18 protein-coding genes and 1 tRNA gene are annotated in these 15,950 nt (G+C 66.8%); 13 read left to right on the top strand and 6 right to left on the bottom strand.

The features are described from left to right. On the top strand, nt 1-603 hold a 603-nt coding region (locus tag ACK5M9_RS03270), incomplete at its 5' end, for an IS256 family transposase (RefSeq protein ID WP_416891769.1). 193 nt (nt 604-796) lie between these two features. Here ACK5M9_RS03270 and ACK5M9_RS03265 read toward each other — a convergent pair. Both ACK5M9_RS03265 and ACK5M9_RS03260 read right to left on the bottom strand, forming a co-directional pair. Then, nucleotides 797-2,068 (bottom strand): ATP-binding protein, encoded by a 1,272-nt coding sequence (locus ACK5M9_RS03265; RefSeq protein ID WP_416891772.1) that lies wholly within the window; start codon nt 2,066-2,068, stop codon nt 797-799. A 423-nt stretch (nt 2,069-2,491) separates the two neighbouring features. After that, a tRNA-Ala gene (locus tag ACK5M9_RS03260) sits at nt 2,492-2,567 on the bottom strand. Between the two features lie 220 nt (nt 2,568-2,787). On the opposite strand from ACK5M9_RS03260, the gene crcB (ACK5M9_RS03255) reads away from it, so the two are divergent. The 6 genes from crcB (ACK5M9_RS03255) (at nt 2,788) to ACK5M9_RS03230 (ending at nt 6,577) form a co-directional block, all read left to right on the top strand. Beyond that, nucleotides 2,788-3,183 carry a fluoride efflux transporter CrcB gene (crcB, locus tag ACK5M9_RS03255; protein WP_416891768.1) on the top strand — a complete coding sequence of 132 codons (396 nt, stop codon included), beginning with the start codon at nt 2,788-2,790 and terminating at the stop codon, nt 3,181-3,183. After that, on the top strand, nt 3,180-3,560 hold the full coding sequence (gene crcB, locus ACK5M9_RS03250) for a fluoride efflux transporter CrcB (RefSeq protein WP_416891767.1): 381 nt from the start codon (nt 3,180-3,182) through the stop codon (nt 3,558-3,560). The genes crcB (ACK5M9_RS03255) and crcB (ACK5M9_RS03250) overlap by 4 nt, the downstream gene beginning before the upstream one ends. Next, complete coding sequence (locus ACK5M9_RS03245; RefSeq protein ID WP_416891766.1) at nt 3,557-4,660, top strand: DUF190 domain-containing protein; 1,104 nt, start codon at nt 3,557-3,559, stop codon at nt 4,658-4,660. Before crcB (ACK5M9_RS03250) ends, ACK5M9_RS03245 begins: the two co-directional genes overlap by 4 nt. A gap of 92 nt (nt 4,661-4,752) precedes the next feature. Continuing rightward, the gene (locus tag ACK5M9_RS03240) at nt 4,753-5,253 is read left to right on the top strand and encodes an RNA polymerase sigma factor (RefSeq protein ID WP_416891771.1); all 501 of its coding nucleotides are present in this window, start codon (nt 4,753-4,755) and stop codon (nt 5,251-5,253) included. Next, entirely contained in the window at nt 5,250-5,867 is a 618-nt protein-coding gene (locus tag ACK5M9_RS03235; RefSeq protein WP_416891765.1) for a methylated-DNA--[protein]-cysteine S-methyltransferase, read from the top strand. Before ACK5M9_RS03240 ends, ACK5M9_RS03235 begins: the two co-directional genes overlap by 4 nt. Then, complete coding sequence (locus ACK5M9_RS03230) at nt 5,864-6,577, top strand: 2OG-Fe(II) oxygenase (RefSeq protein ID WP_416891764.1); 714 nt, start codon at nt 5,864-5,866, stop codon at nt 6,575-6,577. Before ACK5M9_RS03235 ends, ACK5M9_RS03230 begins: the two co-directional genes overlap by 4 nt. Nucleotides 6,578-6,644: 67 nt before the next feature. On the opposite strand, the gene ACK5M9_RS03225 is transcribed toward ACK5M9_RS03230, so the two are convergent. Together ACK5M9_RS03225 and ACK5M9_RS03220 are read right to left on the bottom strand one after the other, a co-directional pair. After that, nucleotides 6,645-7,097: an ester cyclase gene (locus ACK5M9_RS03225; protein ID WP_416891763.1), complete on the bottom strand. Its 453-nt coding sequence runs from the start codon at nt 7,095-7,097 to the stop codon at nt 6,645-6,647. Between the two features lie 237 nt (nt 7,098-7,334). After that, complete coding sequence (locus ACK5M9_RS03220) at nt 7,335-8,264, bottom strand: HpcH/HpaI aldolase/citrate lyase family protein (RefSeq protein WP_416891770.1); 930 nt, start codon at nt 8,262-8,264, stop codon at nt 7,335-7,337. A gap of 123 nt (nt 8,265-8,387) precedes the next feature. Between ACK5M9_RS03220 and ACK5M9_RS03215 the strand changes: the two genes are divergently transcribed. From ACK5M9_RS03215 to ACK5M9_RS03205, 3 genes are read left to right on the top strand one after another with little or no spacing between them, the layout of a single operon-like run. Then, nucleotides 8,388-8,837 (top strand): SRPBCC family protein, encoded by a 450-nt coding sequence (locus ACK5M9_RS03215; protein ID WP_416891762.1) that lies wholly within the window; start codon nt 8,388-8,390, stop codon nt 8,835-8,837. Next, nucleotides 8,830-10,650, top strand: a complete 1,821-nt coding sequence (locus ACK5M9_RS03210; RefSeq protein ID WP_416891761.1) for a sulfatase-like hydrolase/transferase — start codon at nt 8,830-8,832, stop codon at nt 10,648-10,650. The genes ACK5M9_RS03215 and ACK5M9_RS03210 overlap by 8 nt, the downstream gene beginning before the upstream one ends. Nucleotides 10,651-10,657: 7 nt before the next feature. Next, nucleotides 10,658-11,152, top strand: a complete 495-nt coding sequence (locus ACK5M9_RS03205) for a nitroreductase family deazaflavin-dependent oxidoreductase (protein WP_416891760.1) — start codon at nt 10,658-10,660, stop codon at nt 11,150-11,152. Here ACK5M9_RS03205 and ACK5M9_RS03200 read toward each other — a convergent pair. Further along, nucleotides 11,149-11,544 carry a DUF4267 domain-containing protein gene (locus ACK5M9_RS03200; protein ID WP_416891759.1) on the bottom strand — a complete coding sequence of 132 codons (396 nt, stop codon included), beginning with the start codon at nt 11,542-11,544 and terminating at the stop codon, nt 11,149-11,151. The genes ACK5M9_RS03205 and ACK5M9_RS03200 overlap by 4 nt on opposite strands. A gap of 46 nt (nt 11,545-11,590) precedes the next feature. Here ACK5M9_RS03200 and ACK5M9_RS03195 point away from each other — a divergent pair, with 46 nt between their 5' ends. From ACK5M9_RS03195 to ACK5M9_RS03185, 3 genes are all read left to right on the top strand, one after another. Then, a complete protein-coding gene (locus ACK5M9_RS03195; RefSeq protein WP_416891758.1) occupies nt 11,591-12,481 on the top strand; it encodes an SPFH domain-containing protein in 891 nt (296 codons plus the stop codon). A gap of 62 nt (nt 12,482-12,543) precedes the next feature. Next, a complete protein-coding gene (locus tag ACK5M9_RS03190; protein ID WP_416891757.1) occupies nt 12,544-14,259 on the top strand; it encodes a patatin-like phospholipase family protein in 1,716 nt (571 codons plus the stop codon). A 42-nt stretch (nt 14,260-14,301) separates the two neighbouring features. Then, on the top strand, nt 14,302-14,739 hold the full coding sequence (locus ACK5M9_RS03185) for a DUF732 domain-containing protein (protein ID WP_416891756.1): 438 nt from the start codon (nt 14,302-14,304) through the stop codon (nt 14,737-14,739). 83 nt (nt 14,740-14,822) lie between these two features. Here the strand turns inward: ACK5M9_RS03185 and ACK5M9_RS03180 are convergent, their stop codons facing one another. Beyond that, nucleotides 14,823-15,755, bottom strand: a complete 933-nt coding sequence (locus ACK5M9_RS03180; RefSeq protein WP_416891755.1) for a DUF808 domain-containing protein — start codon at nt 15,753-15,755, stop codon at nt 14,823-14,825. Nucleotides 15,756-15,950 lie beyond the last annotated feature (195 nt).

Below are 15,950 nucleotides of genomic sequence, written 5' to 3'. Positions count from 1 at the left end.
TGGCTGACGTTCTGGCGGTCGCTGACCGCCCGCGGCCTGTCCGGGGTCAAGCTGGTCACCTCCGACGCGCACGCCGGACTGGTAGCCGCGATCGGCGCCACCCTGCCCGGCGCGGCCTGGCAGCGCTGCAGAACCCACTACACGACCAACCTCATGGCGAAGACACCCAAGAGTTCGTGGCCCTGGGTGCGTACCCTGTTGCATTCGGTGTTCGATCAACCTGACGCTGAAGCGGTTGCCGATCAATATGATCGGATCATCGACGCGCTCGCCGACAAGCTCCCCGACGTTGCCGATCACCTCGAAGCGGCCCGACCCGATCTGCTGGCATTCACCGCGTTCCCCAAACAGATCTGGCGCCAAATCTGGAGCAACAACCCCCAGGAGCGACTCAACAAAGAGATCCGGCGCCGTACCGACGTCGTCGGTATCTTCCCCGACCGCGACGCCCTGATCCGCCTCGTCGGCGCCGTCCTGGCCGAACAACACGACGAATGGGCCGAATCCAGGCGCTACCTCGGCCTCGACGTCCTGAGCAAATCACGCACCGTCGGCGAGACCACGACAGAACAGCAGGCCACCCCCGCGGCACTGACCGCCTGAACCATCACCTCGAAGAATCACACGACGACGTTGTACACCACGTTCCTGGACTTGACCGAGTGGCAGCGTCTCTAGCAGCGCTTTTGGTCTCGTTCGAGCGATTTCGGTGCTGTTCGTCACCTGCGGTTTCAGCTCGGCGTGTTGACGCCGTCAACGCAGCGGACCGTCTCCATGAACGGCATGTTCCGCACCACTACGGGCCTAGTAGCGCCAGCGGGACCACGCCGATTCCATCGGGGCGTCGGTAGGCGTTGGGCCCGGTATTGACGATGATCGCGTCGAGCAGGTCCGAACCCATGTGGTCGGCCAGCCAACGCAGATGCTTGGCGTCTCGATCTTCCACTGTTGCAGCCAGTTTCACCTCGATCGCGACAACACGGCCGTCGTCACGCACCACCACCAGATCTATTTCGTGGTCACCGTTGCGTGTCCGGAGGTGACCGACAGTGGCCTGGGCAGCCTGGGCGGCAACCCGTACGCACAGCGTGACCAAGGATTCGAAAAGGTGCCCGAGCATGCCGCCGGCCTGGGGCCCGATCGGCCTACCTGCACCACCGAGAAGTGTGTCCACCGACAAGCCGAGCAGACGCGCCGCCAAAGCAGGATCGGCCAGGTGATGCTTGGGCGATTGCGCCAAGCGCGCCAACGGGTTTGCCACGGGACCCCAAGCGGGCACCGGGTCGAGAAGCCACAGGGCAGTAAGCACATCGCGGTACGCAATGCTCGTCGAACGCGCCGGTTTATCAGTGACACCGGCGGTCGCCGCGTCGAGCACCACGGTGTAGCTGGCCGTCGTGGATGTGGCCGCCGCGTAGGCGCGCAACCACGCTAACATGGCATCAGGCTTACGAACGGCGAGTCCCTGCTCGGCCACGTCGCGATCAACGGCATTGCGCAGGTAGGAATCGAGCTGAAACTTCAATGCCCGCTCACCGAGAGACCGCATACCCGGAAAACCCGATGCCACGATCTCATGCGTGTAATCGACCAACCGGACTTGCGTCACCCCGTCGAGCGAAAGCCTTCTCCCACTAAGCAATTCGCCAAGAGTGACAGTCGGTGACCCGGTCCCTCGCTCTGACAAGGTCATCGGACGCATCCGCAACCGCCCGATACGCCCCGCGCCGGAGTGGGCGGTCGCCCCCTGGCGGGGTGAAGCACTCCCGGCGAGCAGAAACTGGCCACCAGAGGGATCGTCATCGACAGCACGGCGCACGACATCCCACACCTCGGGAACCTTCTGCCACTCGTCGATGAGCAATGGCCGCGGCCGAGTCACCAAAAGACCCGGATCGGCGTGTATCGCCTCAAAGTTGGGCTTTGCATCGAGTCTCAACGCACCGACGACTCGCTGCTCGGCGGTCGTCGTCTTCCCCACGGCCTTCGGGCCGTCGATGGCAATCGCCGGTATCTGCCCGAAAAGCTCGTCCAATTCTTCATCGAGGACACGCCTGGTGTATCGCATACGCTCAATCATACAATTAGCAGATATTAAATCAGTCAAATAGCATCAACTAAATCAGTTAATTAGCACTAATCTGCTACACCAGGCGACTCTCGCGGACGAATCTGTTTTCCACCTCGGTGACAACCCGGGATGACCGATACAGGAGGGACCGATTCCCCCCACCCCCAAGCGGTTCGCCGCGCCTTGACAGTGGCCCTTGACCCGGGGTGCTCCCCCGCCGAGGGGTGAGCTACGGAACATCAGATCCGCTGGCCAGGCCGACTGCGGGCCCGGGACCAGAATCGGTTCGCGGCCATCGGGAACAACCCCCCAACCGCGCAAAGAAAAATCCACGCGCCGGCAAGATGGCCCCGGCGTCGATCCCCGTCAACCGGCCGTCCACATCAAATCAGTCAGAAACTGCTCTGACCTGTGGTTTCTTGGTGGAGCTAAGGGGACTCGAACCCCTGACCCCCACACTGCCAGTGTGGTGCGCTACCAGCTGCGCCATAGCCCCGAGATGTTGTGCCCATCGAAGCTACACCACCGGCAAGACGGGCTCAAAGTCGCTGGCCAGCGGCGCGGCCCCCGGCGTCGCTGCCGGCCCCGGCTGGTCGCCGGCGAGCGCACCGCGGGCCGGCCCGGCACAGCGGACACGCCACGACCCCGCACCGGCCACGCGGACCCGCGCGGCCCTACACTCGGCACACCGCAGGGAACCAGAAGGGAGGCGACTATTGGCCCGCCCCGACTACCGGGAGCTGAGTGCGATTTTCGCCGGCGGCGCGCTCGGCGCGCTCGCCCGGGCGGCGCTGGGCACGCTCGCTGTGCATGATCCGGCCCGCTGGCCCTGGCCGACGTTCACGGTCAACATTGTCGGCGCGTTCCTGTTGGGCTACTTCACCACTCGGCTGCTGGACCGGCTGCCACTGTCCAGCTACCGGCGCCCACTGCTGGGCACCGGGCTGTGCGGCGGATTGACCACCTTCTCCACGATGCAGGTCGAAACGGTCAGGATGATCGAGGGCGGCCACTGGGCGCTGGGCGCCGCTTACACCCTGGTCAGTATCACTTTGGGACTGCTGGCGGTGCATCTGTCCACCGCGCTAGTGCGACGGGCACGGGTTCGATGACCTCGTTTCCGGCCTGGGCGCTGGTCTGGTCCGCGGTGCTGCTGCTCGGCGGGGCCGGGTCGGTGTCGCGATTCCTGGTGGACCGCACCGTCGCCCGCAGGATGGCCCGGGCATTCCCCTACGGCACGCTGACGGTCAACGTCACCGGCGCCGCACTGCTGGGTTTCCTCGGCGCGCTGGCATTACCCGCCGAGGCTGCGCTGCTGGCCGGCACCGCGTTCGTCGGCGCCTACACCACCTTCTCGACCTGGATGCTGGAAACCCAGCGACTCGGCGAGGAACGGCAGTTGCTCGCGGCATTCGCCAACATCATGGTCGCCAGCGTGCTCGGGATGGCAGCGGTGCTGCTGGGTCAACGTGCCGCGGGGCTGCTATGAGCGAGCAGAGCCTGAAACTGACCGCCTACTTCGGCGAGCGGCAACGCGAAACGGGGCGGCCCACCCGCTTTCTGGCCGACGCCATGCTCGAGGTGTTCGGTTCCCACCGCATCGCGACCAGCGCGATGATGCGCGGGATCACCGGCTTCGGCCCAGGCGGCGACCTGCGCAGCGACGAATCATTGAGCCTGTCGGAGGATCCTCCGGTCGTGGTCGCCGCCGTCGACGTCGAGCCCAGGATCCGCGCGCTGGTCGACGACGTCACCGCGATGACCGGCCGCGGCCTGGTGACGCTGGAACGTGCGCGGCTGATCACCCGGGACAGCGGTCCGGACACATTCACCATGTCCGGCGACAGCCCGGCCGAGGCCACCAAGTTGACCATCTACGTCGGGCGCCAGGCACGCATGGCCGGCAAGCCCGCCTACCTGGCCGTCTGCGATCTGCTGTATCGGCGTGGATTCGCGGGTGCCACAGTTCTTCTGGGTGTGGACGGCACTTCCCACGGAGAACGCCGGCGGGCACGCTTCTTCAGCAGCAATGCCGACGTCCCGCTGATGATCATCGCCATCGGTCCGGCTCAACAGGTTTCGGCGACGACGGCTGAACTCGCCCGGCTGTTGCCCAACCCGCTGCTGACCATCGAACGGGTGCGGCTGTGCAAACGCGACGGCGAACTGTTCGCCCGCCCGCAGACGCTGCCGCCCACCGATGATCAGGGGCGCACGCTGTGGCAGAAGCTCATGGTGCACACCGAGGAAGACCACCGCCACCACCACCGGGGGCAACCGATTCACCGCGCACTCGCGCACCGCCTGCTGCAATCCCGGACCGCACGGGGCGCCACCGTGCTGCGCGGTATCTGGGGCTTCCACGGCAACCACGAACCACACGGCGACACAATGTTTCAGCTCACCCGCAAAGTACCGGTGACCACCATCGTCATCGACACACCGGCGGCCATCGCCGCCGGCTTCGACATCGTCGACGAGCTGACTTGCGGCCACGGGCTGGTCACCAGCGAGATGGTCCCCGCCGCCATGTCGCTGGACGGCTCACGATCGGCAACCGGGACACCCCTGGCCCGCTATGACTATTGAGCGGGCTGCGCACCCGGGGATGGCCGAAGAGAGGCCAACACCATGAATAGCGCGGACCTCACATTTCGCCCGCCCCACACGTTTTCCGGGTGATGAACGCATACATCCCGTTTGAACGCGCAGCCCGCGAGCACAGCCCGACCGTGCTGCGAGTATGCCGGGCAGTGTTGGGTGCCGGGCCGGACGCCGACGACGCGTACTCCGAGACGATGCTCTCGGCGTTGCAGCACTGGCCAGAGCTTCCAGAAGACGCCAACGTCGAGGCCTGGCTGGTCAGGATCGCCCAGCGCAAGACCGTCGATATCATCCGGGCACGATCCCGCGCGGTGCCGATGGATGACATAGGCGACCGTCGCGCGGCGACTGCCGGCTCGCAAGCCCGCGAGACCGAACTGTGGGAGATAGTGGCCGCCCTGCCCGAACGCCAACGCTTGGCGATCGCGTACCACTTCCTCGGCGGACTGCCGCACGCCGAGACCGCCGAGCTCATCGGAGGTACCGCGGCGGCGGTCCGGCGGGCATCCGCCGACGGCATCGCAACCCTGCGAAAGCACTTCAGGACCGCGGACACACCGGAAGGAGCACCGCGATGAACACCAGCAACCCAAGCAGTGGACCGGACGTCGCCACCCTGTTCCCCATCTCGGCTAGCGCGTTGGACGCACTGCACGCCCAGCTGATCGGCGCAGCCGGGGATCGGGGACTGATCGACGTGGCCTACCGCACGGTCGACACGCCGGTCGGGGTACTGCTGCTGGCCGCGACCGAGATCGGCCTGGTACGTGTCGCCTATCAACGCCAGGATTTCGACGCGGTGCTGGACACGCTCGCCGCGAAAGTCAGCCCCCGGATCCTGTTCGCCCCGGCGCGCCTGGATGACGCGGCCCGGCAGATCGACGAATATTTCGCCGGTACACGCCGCTCGTTCGACCTGCCGCTGGACCGCACGCTGTCGACCGGATTCCGGCGAACCGTGCAGGAAGTGCTGCCCAGCATCGCCTACGGCCGCACCGTGACCTACCGGGAGATCGCCGAGTCCGTCGGAAACCCCAAGGCGGTGCGGGCGGTGGGCACCGCGTGCGCGACCAACCCTTTGCCGGTGGTGGTTCCGTGTCATCGGGTGCTGCGCAGTGACGGCGGTCTCGGCGGCTATGCCGGCGGCGTCCACGCCAAGACGGTGCTACTTGATCTGGAGGGCGCGGCATGACCAACCGGTGGGCACAACGCGTCGAAGGCGCCGACTGGGATGCCGTCAGCACGGAGATCGACGAACACGGCGGCGCACTGCTCCCCCGGCTGCTCACCACGGCCGAGTGCACCTGGCTGGCAGGCCTTTACGACGCAGACGGGTTGTTTCGCAGTCGCATCGACATGGCCAGATACCGGTTCGGGCGCGGCGAATACCAGTACTTCGATTCGCCGTACCCCGAATCGGTGCAACGCCTCAAGGAGTCGCTGTATCCGCGCCTCCTGCCGATCGCGCGGGACTGGTGGGCCAAACTAGGCCGCCAGGCGCCGTGGCCGGATTCGCTGGACGACTGGCTGGCTGCCTGCCACGCGGCGGGGCAGACGCGCTCGACGGCGACCCTGTTGCGATACAGGGCCGGCGACTGGAACGCTCTACATCGAGACCTGTACGGCAACTTGGTGTTTCCGTTGCAGGTGGTGATCAACCTCAGCGATCCCGGTGTCGACCACCGCGGTGGTGAGTTCCTGTTGGTCGAACAACGTCCGCGCGCCCAGTCCCGGGGTTCGGCGTACTCGATCCCGCAGGGGCACGGCTACCTGTTCGCCACCCGCGAGCGCCCCGTTGCCACCACTCGTGGATGGTCGGCGGCCCCGGTGCGCCACGGCGTGTCAACCGTCCGTTCCGGGATTCGGTACACGCTGGGCCTGGTCTTTCACGACGCGGCATAACGCATCGCGCCTCGTCGTGCCTCGACATGCATCGCTGCCCGACGCACCGCGGCCACACCCGCGAAGGCTACGGCACGGGTACGGTCTCGTTGACCGCGCCGAGCTGCAGCAGCGCATCGATCGCGCCTTCCTGCCCGATTTCCTCGACGATCTTGCCGTTCCCGATCTTCACAATCGAAGTTCCACCGAAGAACACCTTTCGCCCCGACCCCGCCGGAATCGGGCCGCCGTAGGGCAGCTCCGTCAGCGCCTTGCCAGTGTGGGTGCCACCACCCTCCCAGCGGACGATCACGTAATCGCCGTCTTCGAGAAAGTCTGCGGTAGGCCAGAAGTTCAGGTCGGGGAACGACTCCCGAAAGGAGTGGAGCATGGTGATGACGGCTTCGGTGCCATGGAACTCACCGTGCATCGGGTAGCGCCACAGCATGTCCTGCGACGCGAGTTGACGGATCTTGTCCGGGTTGTAGTCGTCGCTCCAGAGAGCGGTGAAGTATTGGCGGACCAGATTCTTGTTGTTCATCGTTCCACTGCCTTTCGTCGTTGCACTCCCCGAACAATGCCCGGACGCGCACGTCACCAGCCGCCCCTTTCGGGTTGTGCGGCGCCCTGCCACTAGGTAGACGCGCGAGATCCCGGGAATGTGAGATGGCACCGGACAAATTTCCCCGGCCTGTGGTCGAGGTCCGTCGACGGTCAGCGCCGGACTGCGGCGACAGCAGTCGAGTAGCACCGGCGACCGCCCGCACACGACATCGGGTCAGTAGTGATAGGTGTCGCTCGGGGCCGGGGAGTGCACCGGCTCGTCCTCGAAGTCGGTGGCTTCGATGCCGTAGGAGCGGGCCAGGTCCAGGATCTTGGTGGCCCGGGCGATGCGCGGCAGGTCCGACCCGTTGCGAATCTGTCCGCCGTCGCGTTCGAACTCGGCGAAAAACTCTTTGGCCCAGCCTATTTCGTCCTGCGACGGGGACAGCCCCTCGTTGACCACCGGGCACTGATCCGGTGACAGGCAGATCTTGCCGGTCATGCCGAACTCGACGGACACCGCCGTCGCCTCGATCAGCTTCAGCGGGTTGGACCCGATGGTCGGGCCGTCGATGGCGCTGGGCAGGCCCGCCGCCTTGGCCGCGATGGTGAACCGAGACCTCGCATAGGCCAGGGTGCTCGGGTCCTCCCCGAAGCCGGTGTCCCGACGGAAGTCGCCGATCCCGAACGCCAGCCGGAAGGTGCCCTTGGCCGCGGCGATCTCGGTGATCCGCTCCAGCCCGCGTGCCGTCTCCACCAGCGCCACAATCGGCACGTTGGGCAGTCGCTTCGCGGTCTCGGTGACGTGGTCCACCGATTCCACCATCGCCAGCATCACCCCGCCCACAGCGGTGCCGGCCAGTTTCGCCAGATCGTCGGCCCACCAGGGGGTGCCGAATCCGTTGATCCGCACCCAGTCGTGGTTGCCTTCGGAGAGCCACCGGACAACGTTGTCGCGGGCGTCGACCTTGTCTTTGGGGGCGACGGCATCCTCGATGTCGAAGACGACGGTGTCGGCGCGGGAGTGCGCCGCGGCCTGGAACCTGTCGGCATGGGCACCGTTCACCAGCAGCCAACTGCGCGCCAGCACCGGGTCGATGCGGGAGCCGATATCGGCGGGATCCACTGAACCTGGAGTGCTGACCTGGTCATACATTGCCGCGATCCACCTCCGTCGTCGCAATCGGCCCCTAAACCGTAGCGGCCGCGTCCCGGTGATTCTCGCCAAGCCCCCGGCGCCGTGCATACCCCGGCCGCGATCGGTCGGGCACAGTGCTTTGATGGCTGCGTGGCGGATATCAGCCGGAGCCGGACGGTGGCGGCCTCGCCGCAGGCCGTCTGGGACCTCTTGGCCGATCTCGGGGCATTGAGTTCCTGGGCCGACGGCATCGATCATTCATGCCTGTTGCATCACGGTCCCGACGGCGGCGCGGTGGGCGCCGCCCGCCGCGTGCAGATCGGCGGCAACACGGTGGTGGAGCACGTCACCGAGTTCGACCCGCCGCACACCCTGGCCTACGACATCGAGGGCCTGCCGCCCCGGCTGCGCACGGTCGCCAATCGCTGGATGCTGCGGGCAGTCGGGGACGCCACGGCGGTCACGTTGATCAGTACAGTTCAGGCCGCCCCCGGGTTGCCCGCGCACCTGGCGGAATGGGCGGCGGTGCGCCTGCTGGCCAACCAATCCGACGGGCTGCTGGCCGGGTTGGCACGACGATTGGAGAGCACCCATGGCTGACCGCCCCGACATCGTGATCATCATGACCGACGAGGAGCGGGCGATTCCGCCCTACGAGTCGGCCGCCATCTTGTCCTGGCGGCAGCAGACGCTGACCGGCCGCCGCTGGTTCGACGAGCACGGGGTGAGTTTCACCCGGCACTACACCGGCTCGTTGGCCTGCGTACCGAGCCGTCCCACGATCTTCACCGGCCAGTATCCGGATCTGCACGGCGTCACACAAACCGACGGGCTCGGCAAGCGATTCGACGATTCGCGACTGCGCTGGCTGCGCGCCGGCGAAGTGCCCACCCTGGGCAACTGGTTTCGCGCCGCGGGGTACGACACCCATTACGACGGCAAGTGGCACATCTCGCACGCCGACCTCGAAGACCCGAAGACCGGCGGGGCACTGGCCACCAATGACGACGACGGTGTCGTCGACCCCGACGCGGTACAGCGCTACCTCGATGCCGACCGGCTGGCCCCATTCGGTTTCTCCGGCTGGGTGGGCCCCGAGCCGCACGGGGCGAGCGACGCCAACAGCGGTTTTCGCCGCGACCCGCTGATCGCCGACCGGGTGGTGGCCTGGCTGAAAGACCGCTACGCGCGCCGTCGCGCGGGCGATCCCGCCGCATTGCGCCCGTTCCTGCTGGTGGTCAGCTTCGTCAACCCGCACGACATCGTCCTGTTCCCCGGTTGGGTGCGGCGCAGCCCGGTGCGGCCCTCCCACCTGGATCCGCCGCCGGTTCCGGCGGCCCCCACCAGCGACGAGGATCTCTCGACGAAGCCGGCCGCGCAGATCGCGTTCCGGGAGACCTACTATTCGGGGTACGGGCCGGCGCGCGTGGTCAAGCGCAATTACAGCCGCAACGCGCAGCGGTACCGCGACCTCTACTATCGCCTGCACGCCGAGGTCGACGGACCGATCGACCGGGTGCGCCATGCGGTCACCGAAGGCGGCTCCGATGACGCGGTGCTGGTCCGCACATCCGACCACGGCGATCTGCTCGGCGCGCACGGCGGGCTGCACCAGAAGTGGTTCAACCTCTACGACGAGGCCACCCGGGTGCCGTTCGTCATCGCCCGCATCGGCCCGGACGCCACCGGGCCGCGCACGGTCACCGCACCGACCTCACATGTCGACCTGGTGCCCACCCTGCTAGGCGCGGCCGACATCGACACCGAGGCCGTCGCCGCCGAGCTGCGCGGGTCGTTCTCCGAGGTACACGGGTTGCCCGGTAGGGATCTGATGCCGGTGGTCGACGGGGCGCCGGCCGACGACGCGCGGGCGATCTATCTGATGACCCGCGACAACGTCCTCGAAGGCGATACCGGGGCGTCGGGAATATCCCGGCAATTCGGCAGAAACACCAATCCCCCGGCGCCGCTTCGTATCAAACTGCCCGCGCATGTCGCAGCCAACTTCGAGGGCCTGGTCGTCCGCGTCGACAAAGCCGATGCCCCCGGCGGTGCGGGACATCTGTGGAAACTGGTGCGCACCTTCGACGATCCGGCCACCTGGACCGAGCCCGGGGTGCGCCACCTGGCCGCGAATGGGATCGGCGGCGAGGCCTACCGCAGTGACCCGATCGATGATCAGTGGGAACTCTACGATCTGACCGGCGACCCGTTGGAATCCCACAACCGTTGGGCTGAACCGGAATTGCACGCATTACGGGGATTTCTGCGAATGCGGCTCAAGACGGCCCGAGCGGAGTCCGTTCCCGAACGCAACCAGCCGTGGCCGTACGCCGTCCGGAGGCCACCGGAAGCCAAGCCCGCAGGACCGGTGCGCCGGGTCTTCGGATTCCTCACCGCCGACAGGGGATGAACGGTAGATGTCAAGATTCTCGCTACCCGAAACCGCGCCGCGAGGGCTGTCCTCGCCGTTGACGGCGAGGTTCATCAAGTATGCCGCCAAGGCACACGTCGGGATCTTCAAGCTGACCCGTGGGCGCGTGGGCGACAATTGGCGCATCGGCGCCGGCTTCGGCAAACCGGTGCCCACGCTGCTGCTCGAACACCGGGGCCGCAAATCGGGCAAGTTGTTCACCACGCCGCTGATATTTCTGCGCACCGGAACGGATTTGGTGATCGTCGCCTCGCAGGGCGGACTGCCGAAGAATCCGCAGTGGTATTACAACCTGATCGCCGACCCTGATGCCCGAGTATGGCTACCGGGCGGAACGGCCTTCGACGTTTCAGCGCGGGTCGCCGCCCCCGATGAACGCGCGCGGCTGTGGCCGGAGCTGGTCGGCCTCTACGCCGACTTCGCCAAATACGAGCAGTGGACCGACCGCGAGATCCCGGTGTTCATCCTCTCCCCGCGCTAGCCTTCGAGTGCCTCGGCGGCCTTTCGGCTCGGGCGCAGCGCACCCCACACACCGGTGCCCATCCCCAGCAGGATCCCGACGAGACCGACGATCCGCTGGGCGGGCTTGAGTTCGCTGTGCACGCTCAGCCCGCCGACCAGGTCGGCCGCGTCGGCGCCGGCCGAAGCCAGGAACCAGCCGCGGGTGTTCCTGCCGCGCAGCCCCGCAACAGCGAGCAGCCCGCCGATCAACGCATCGCGATAGCCCAACGACCGCAACAGCACCTGCGCCGTCGCCGTCTGATCATCGGGATCTCCCCAGAGCCGGTTCGTCCGCACCGGGTCGACCAGAAAAGCGATGCCCACCGCAAGTCGAACACCGCCGGCCGCCAACGCAAAACGATCAATCGCCATGGCGCTAGCCTAATCTGTCACCTACCGGAGTTGAAGGAGTTCACGGATGACCTGGCAAATTGTGTTCATCGCCGGCTGTCTGGCCGTCGCGGCCGTAGCGGGTCTGGGCTGGGTGATGACGCGCGACGAGAACCTCCGCGCGCAGCGGAGGACCGTCGTGGTCGGCGCATTGGCCGCAGCGATGTTCTTCTTCGCGATGGGGTGTTTCACCGTGGTGGGTACCCGGCAGATCTCCATCCTCACAACCTTCGGCCGGCCCACCGGGGTCAGCCTGAACAACGGTTTCCACGGCAAATGGCCCTGGCAGATGACACACCAGATGGACGGCGCGATCCAGATCGACAAATACGTCAAAACCGGTGACCACGACGAGCGCATCATGGTCCGGCTGGGCAATCAGTCGACCGCGCTGGCCGATGTCAGCATCCGCTGGCAACTTCAGCAACATGCCGCGCCGGAGCTGTTCCAGCAGTACAAGACCTTCGACAATGTGCGGGTCAACCTGATCGAACGGAATCTGTCGGTCGCACTCAACCAGGTGTTCGCGGCCTTCAATCCACTCGACCCACGCAACCTCGACGTTTCACCGCTGCCGTCGCTGGCCAAACGAGCCGTCGACATCATGCGCCAGGACGTCGGCAACCAGGTCGACATCTTCGACATCAATGTGCCGACGATCCAGTACGACCAGGGCACCGAAGACAAGATCAACCAGCTCAACCAGCAGCGCGCCCAGACCACGATCTCAATCGAGGCCCAGCGCACCGCCGAAGCCCAGGCCAAGGCCAACGAGATCCTGGCCAAGTCGATCAGCAACGACCCAAACGTCGTCGTGCAGAACTGCATCACTGCGGCCATCAACAAGGGGCTCAGCCCGCTGGGCTGCTGGCCGGGCGCTTCGGCCATGCCGACGGTCCCGGTGCAGTCGGGGCACTAGCCACGCGGCAGGTCCACATTTTCGGTAAGTACGTAACGGCGACTATGAGAGGGTTGGTCATCATGTCGAACCCGTTCGTCGACGCGATACGCCACCGATTCGCCGGCCGCCCGTCCCCTGACGACTTCCCCTGCGACTCAGGTGAGCTGGATTTCGAGGACGGTGAGGCTTTCGACGACGAAACCCAAGCCGCCCTCGATTCCGTCGACCTGCCACCGGCCGACCCTTCCCTGCTGCTGCAGAAGATGGAAGGCCGGCTGGTCCGCCATCACCTCGCCAACGACGACGTACTCAGCGCCGAGCAGCTGCGCAAGCTGCGCTACATCCTGAACTTTGCCAGGCTCGCCGACTTCGAGCCCGGTGCGGCCAACGGTATCCGCGGCCGCGGCGATGTCTCGGTGGGCGTCGAGATCGGCCCGTGGCGGTCCAGGGTCGCCGACGCACTGTTCCAGCCACTGCGGGAGGAATCCGATCCCGTCACCGCGTTGCAGACGGCGCGGGAGGTACTGGCCACCCTCACCGAGGAACAGGACGACCAGCGGCGGGTGCTCATCGAGCGTCACCCCGCTGACTTCTCCGCCACCGAACTCGACGCCGAGGTCGGCCGCAAAAAGCTGGTCACGGTCCTCGGCGGCGGCGGCGGCGCGGGCTTCGTCTACATCGGCGGCATACAGCGCCTGCTGGAGGCCGGCCAGACACCCGACTACCTGGTCAGCTCGTCGTTCGGGTCGATCATGGGCAGCCTGGTGGCCCGCGAACTGCCGGTGCCGATCGAGGACTACGTGGCCTGGGCGAAGACGGTGTCCTACCGGGCCATTCTCGGACCCGAACGCCAGCGTCGCCGCCACGGCCTGGCCGGCATGTTCAAACTGCGGTTCGACGAGTTCGCCCACGCCATGCTCAGTCGCCAGGACGGCGAGCGCATGCGCATGTCGGACCTGGCGATCCCATTCGACGTCGTGGTCGCCGGGGTACGCAAACAGCCCTACGCTGCACTACCGTCAAAGTTCCGCCGGCCCGAACTGGCGGCGCTGCAGGGGCGTTCGCTGCCGTTCCATCCCATCGGCTTGGGTCCGCAGGTGGTCGCGCGCATGTGGCAGGTTTCGGCGTTCATCGATCTGCGGATGGTCAAGCCGATCGTCGTCAGCGGCGAGGATCCGGCGTTGGATTTCGACGTCGTCGACGCCGCTTCGTTCTCATCGGCAATTCCCGGTGTGCTGCACCATGAATCGTCTGATCACCGGATGCTCTCGCTGCTCGACGATCTGTTTGCCGAGTGTGAGATCGCCGCCCTCGTCGACGGTGGCGCGGCCGCCAATGTCCCGGTCGAGCTGGCCTGGAAACGAGTTCGCGACGGCCGGCTGGGCACCCGCAACGCCTGCTATCTTGCGTTCGATTGCTTTCACCCGCAATGGGATTCACGGCACCTCTGGATGGCCCCTATCCTGCAGGCGATGCAGGTGCAGATGCGGCGAAACCGGCCGTACGCCGACCATGTGGTCCGCTTCGCACCGACCCTGTCACCCATCAACCTGGCTCCGTCGCCCGGGGCAATCGACCGCGCGTGCGGCTGGGGCAGCAACAGTGTGGACTCGGCCATCCCGCTCACGTCGGCATTGTTGGAGCCCATCTGGTGGGAGGGCGATGCGCAGCCGGTGTGGGACGCCGAACCCCCCGATCGCGCGAAGTCGGTGGCCTCGTCGATGAATTCGGTGATGGCCGCGATCAAAGTTCCGCACGGCCGGATCGCCCGGTGGCGCGACCGCCACCTGACCTGAGCTTTCTCCGACCCGATTACCTGCTCGATTACCATTGGCCCCATGGTCGACCAGTCCTGGAAGACGGCGTGGGCCAGGGCGGCGGCGATACTGCTGCTCTGTCTGGGGCTGGCGGTGGTGATCGTCGCGGCAGGCTTGGCGCTGACGGGCAATCATGAGCCGCACACGCCCGCGGCGGCACCCACCAGCGCACCCACGCCACCGACGGCCACCACGACCGTTGCTTCCACCCCCGAACAGGACGCCGGGTTCATCGATGCCCTGAACAAGAAGGGCATCGAGTTCCGCAATCCGGACGTGGCGGTGGTCAACGGCAAGACGGTGTGCCAGAACCTCGCGGCCGGGATGACGGTGCAACAGGTTGCCACCCAATTCCGGATTGCCAACGAACCCGAGTTCGGGGTCCACGCCGAGGATTTCGTTGGGGTGTCGGTTCGTACCTACTGCCCGCGCTACGACAATCCGGTTACCGGGCCCTAGCGTCCCGGCGGGCGTCCCGGTAGGTGTGCCGGCAGGGCGGCGGGCATCCCGGCTGGCGTGCCGGCGGGGCGGCTACCGGGCCGCTAAGCCGGGCGGGGTCGCCGGATGCGGCGCAGCAGCAGACCGACACTCAGGGCGAGCCCCCCGATGGCCGCGCCGACGACCGCGGATGCGGCGGTACCTGCCACCCAACCCGACACGCCCGCCCCTGCCTCAGCTCCGGGTAAGTGACGTGCCCATTTCTCGATGTGACGGACCACAGTGTAGGGAGTGTGCCAGCCCAGGTCGTCGCTGCCGATCAGCAGAATGTGGCCTCCCACCCAGAGCATGGCGAACATTCCGACCACCGACAGCGCCGATAGCAGTTTGGGGATCGCGGCCAGCAGTGCCCGACCCAGTTCGCGGCCGAGCCGCGACGCTCCCTGAGCCAGCAGCAGGCCGATGTCGTCCAACTTGACGATCACGGCCACCAGGCCGTACACCCCCGCGGTGATCACCAGCGCCACCGCCACCAGTGCGGCCAGTCGCGGCAGGAACGAAAGGTCCGCCACTTCGCTCAGCGCTATCACCATGATCTCGGCGGACAGGACGAAATCGGTCCGGATCGCCCCCGATACCACCGCGCGCTCACTTTCCCGCTGCACACCGGCCTCGTCGTGCCTGTGCAGGCTACCCCAAATCTTTTCGGCGCCTTCGTAACACAGATACGTCGCGCCCAGCATCAGGATCGGGCTGAGCAGCCAGGGCGCGAACTGACTCAGCGCCAGTGCGGCGGGCAGGATGAAGACGAGCTTGTTGCGCAGCGATCCCAGCGCAATGCGGCCGATGACGGGCAATTCACGCTTGGCGGCGATTCCCTCGACGAACTGGGGCGTCACCGCCATGTCGTCGACCACAACACCCGCCGCCTTGGCCGCCGCCTGGCCGGCGGCCCCGCTGACACCGCCGAGCGTCGCCGTCGTCGACTTCGCGAACAGCGCGACGTCGTCCAACAGCCCCAACAGACCCAGGCTCATGGCCTCTGCCCCATGGCGATGCAGACTACCCGCGCCCACCGGCCGGGCGGGCGGGGCGCACTGCCGGGGCGGGGGCCCGGTGCCCCTCGCCCCTCGCCCCTCGCCCCTCGCCCCTCGCCCGACGTCCGGTATTCCAGCGCCCCGTGCCCGGCGCCCCGGGCGTCCCTTCCCGCGAGCGGAACGCCAGTGCGACGC

Origin of the sequence: Mycobacterium sp. (assembly GCF_047975165.1) — a bacterium.
Classification (GTDB): Bacteria; Actinomycetota; Actinomycetes; order Mycobacteriales; family Mycobacteriaceae; genus Mycobacterium.
The sequence above is the reverse complement of the archived record's forward strand: the minus strand, read 5'-3'. Positions and strand labels throughout refer to the sequence as shown.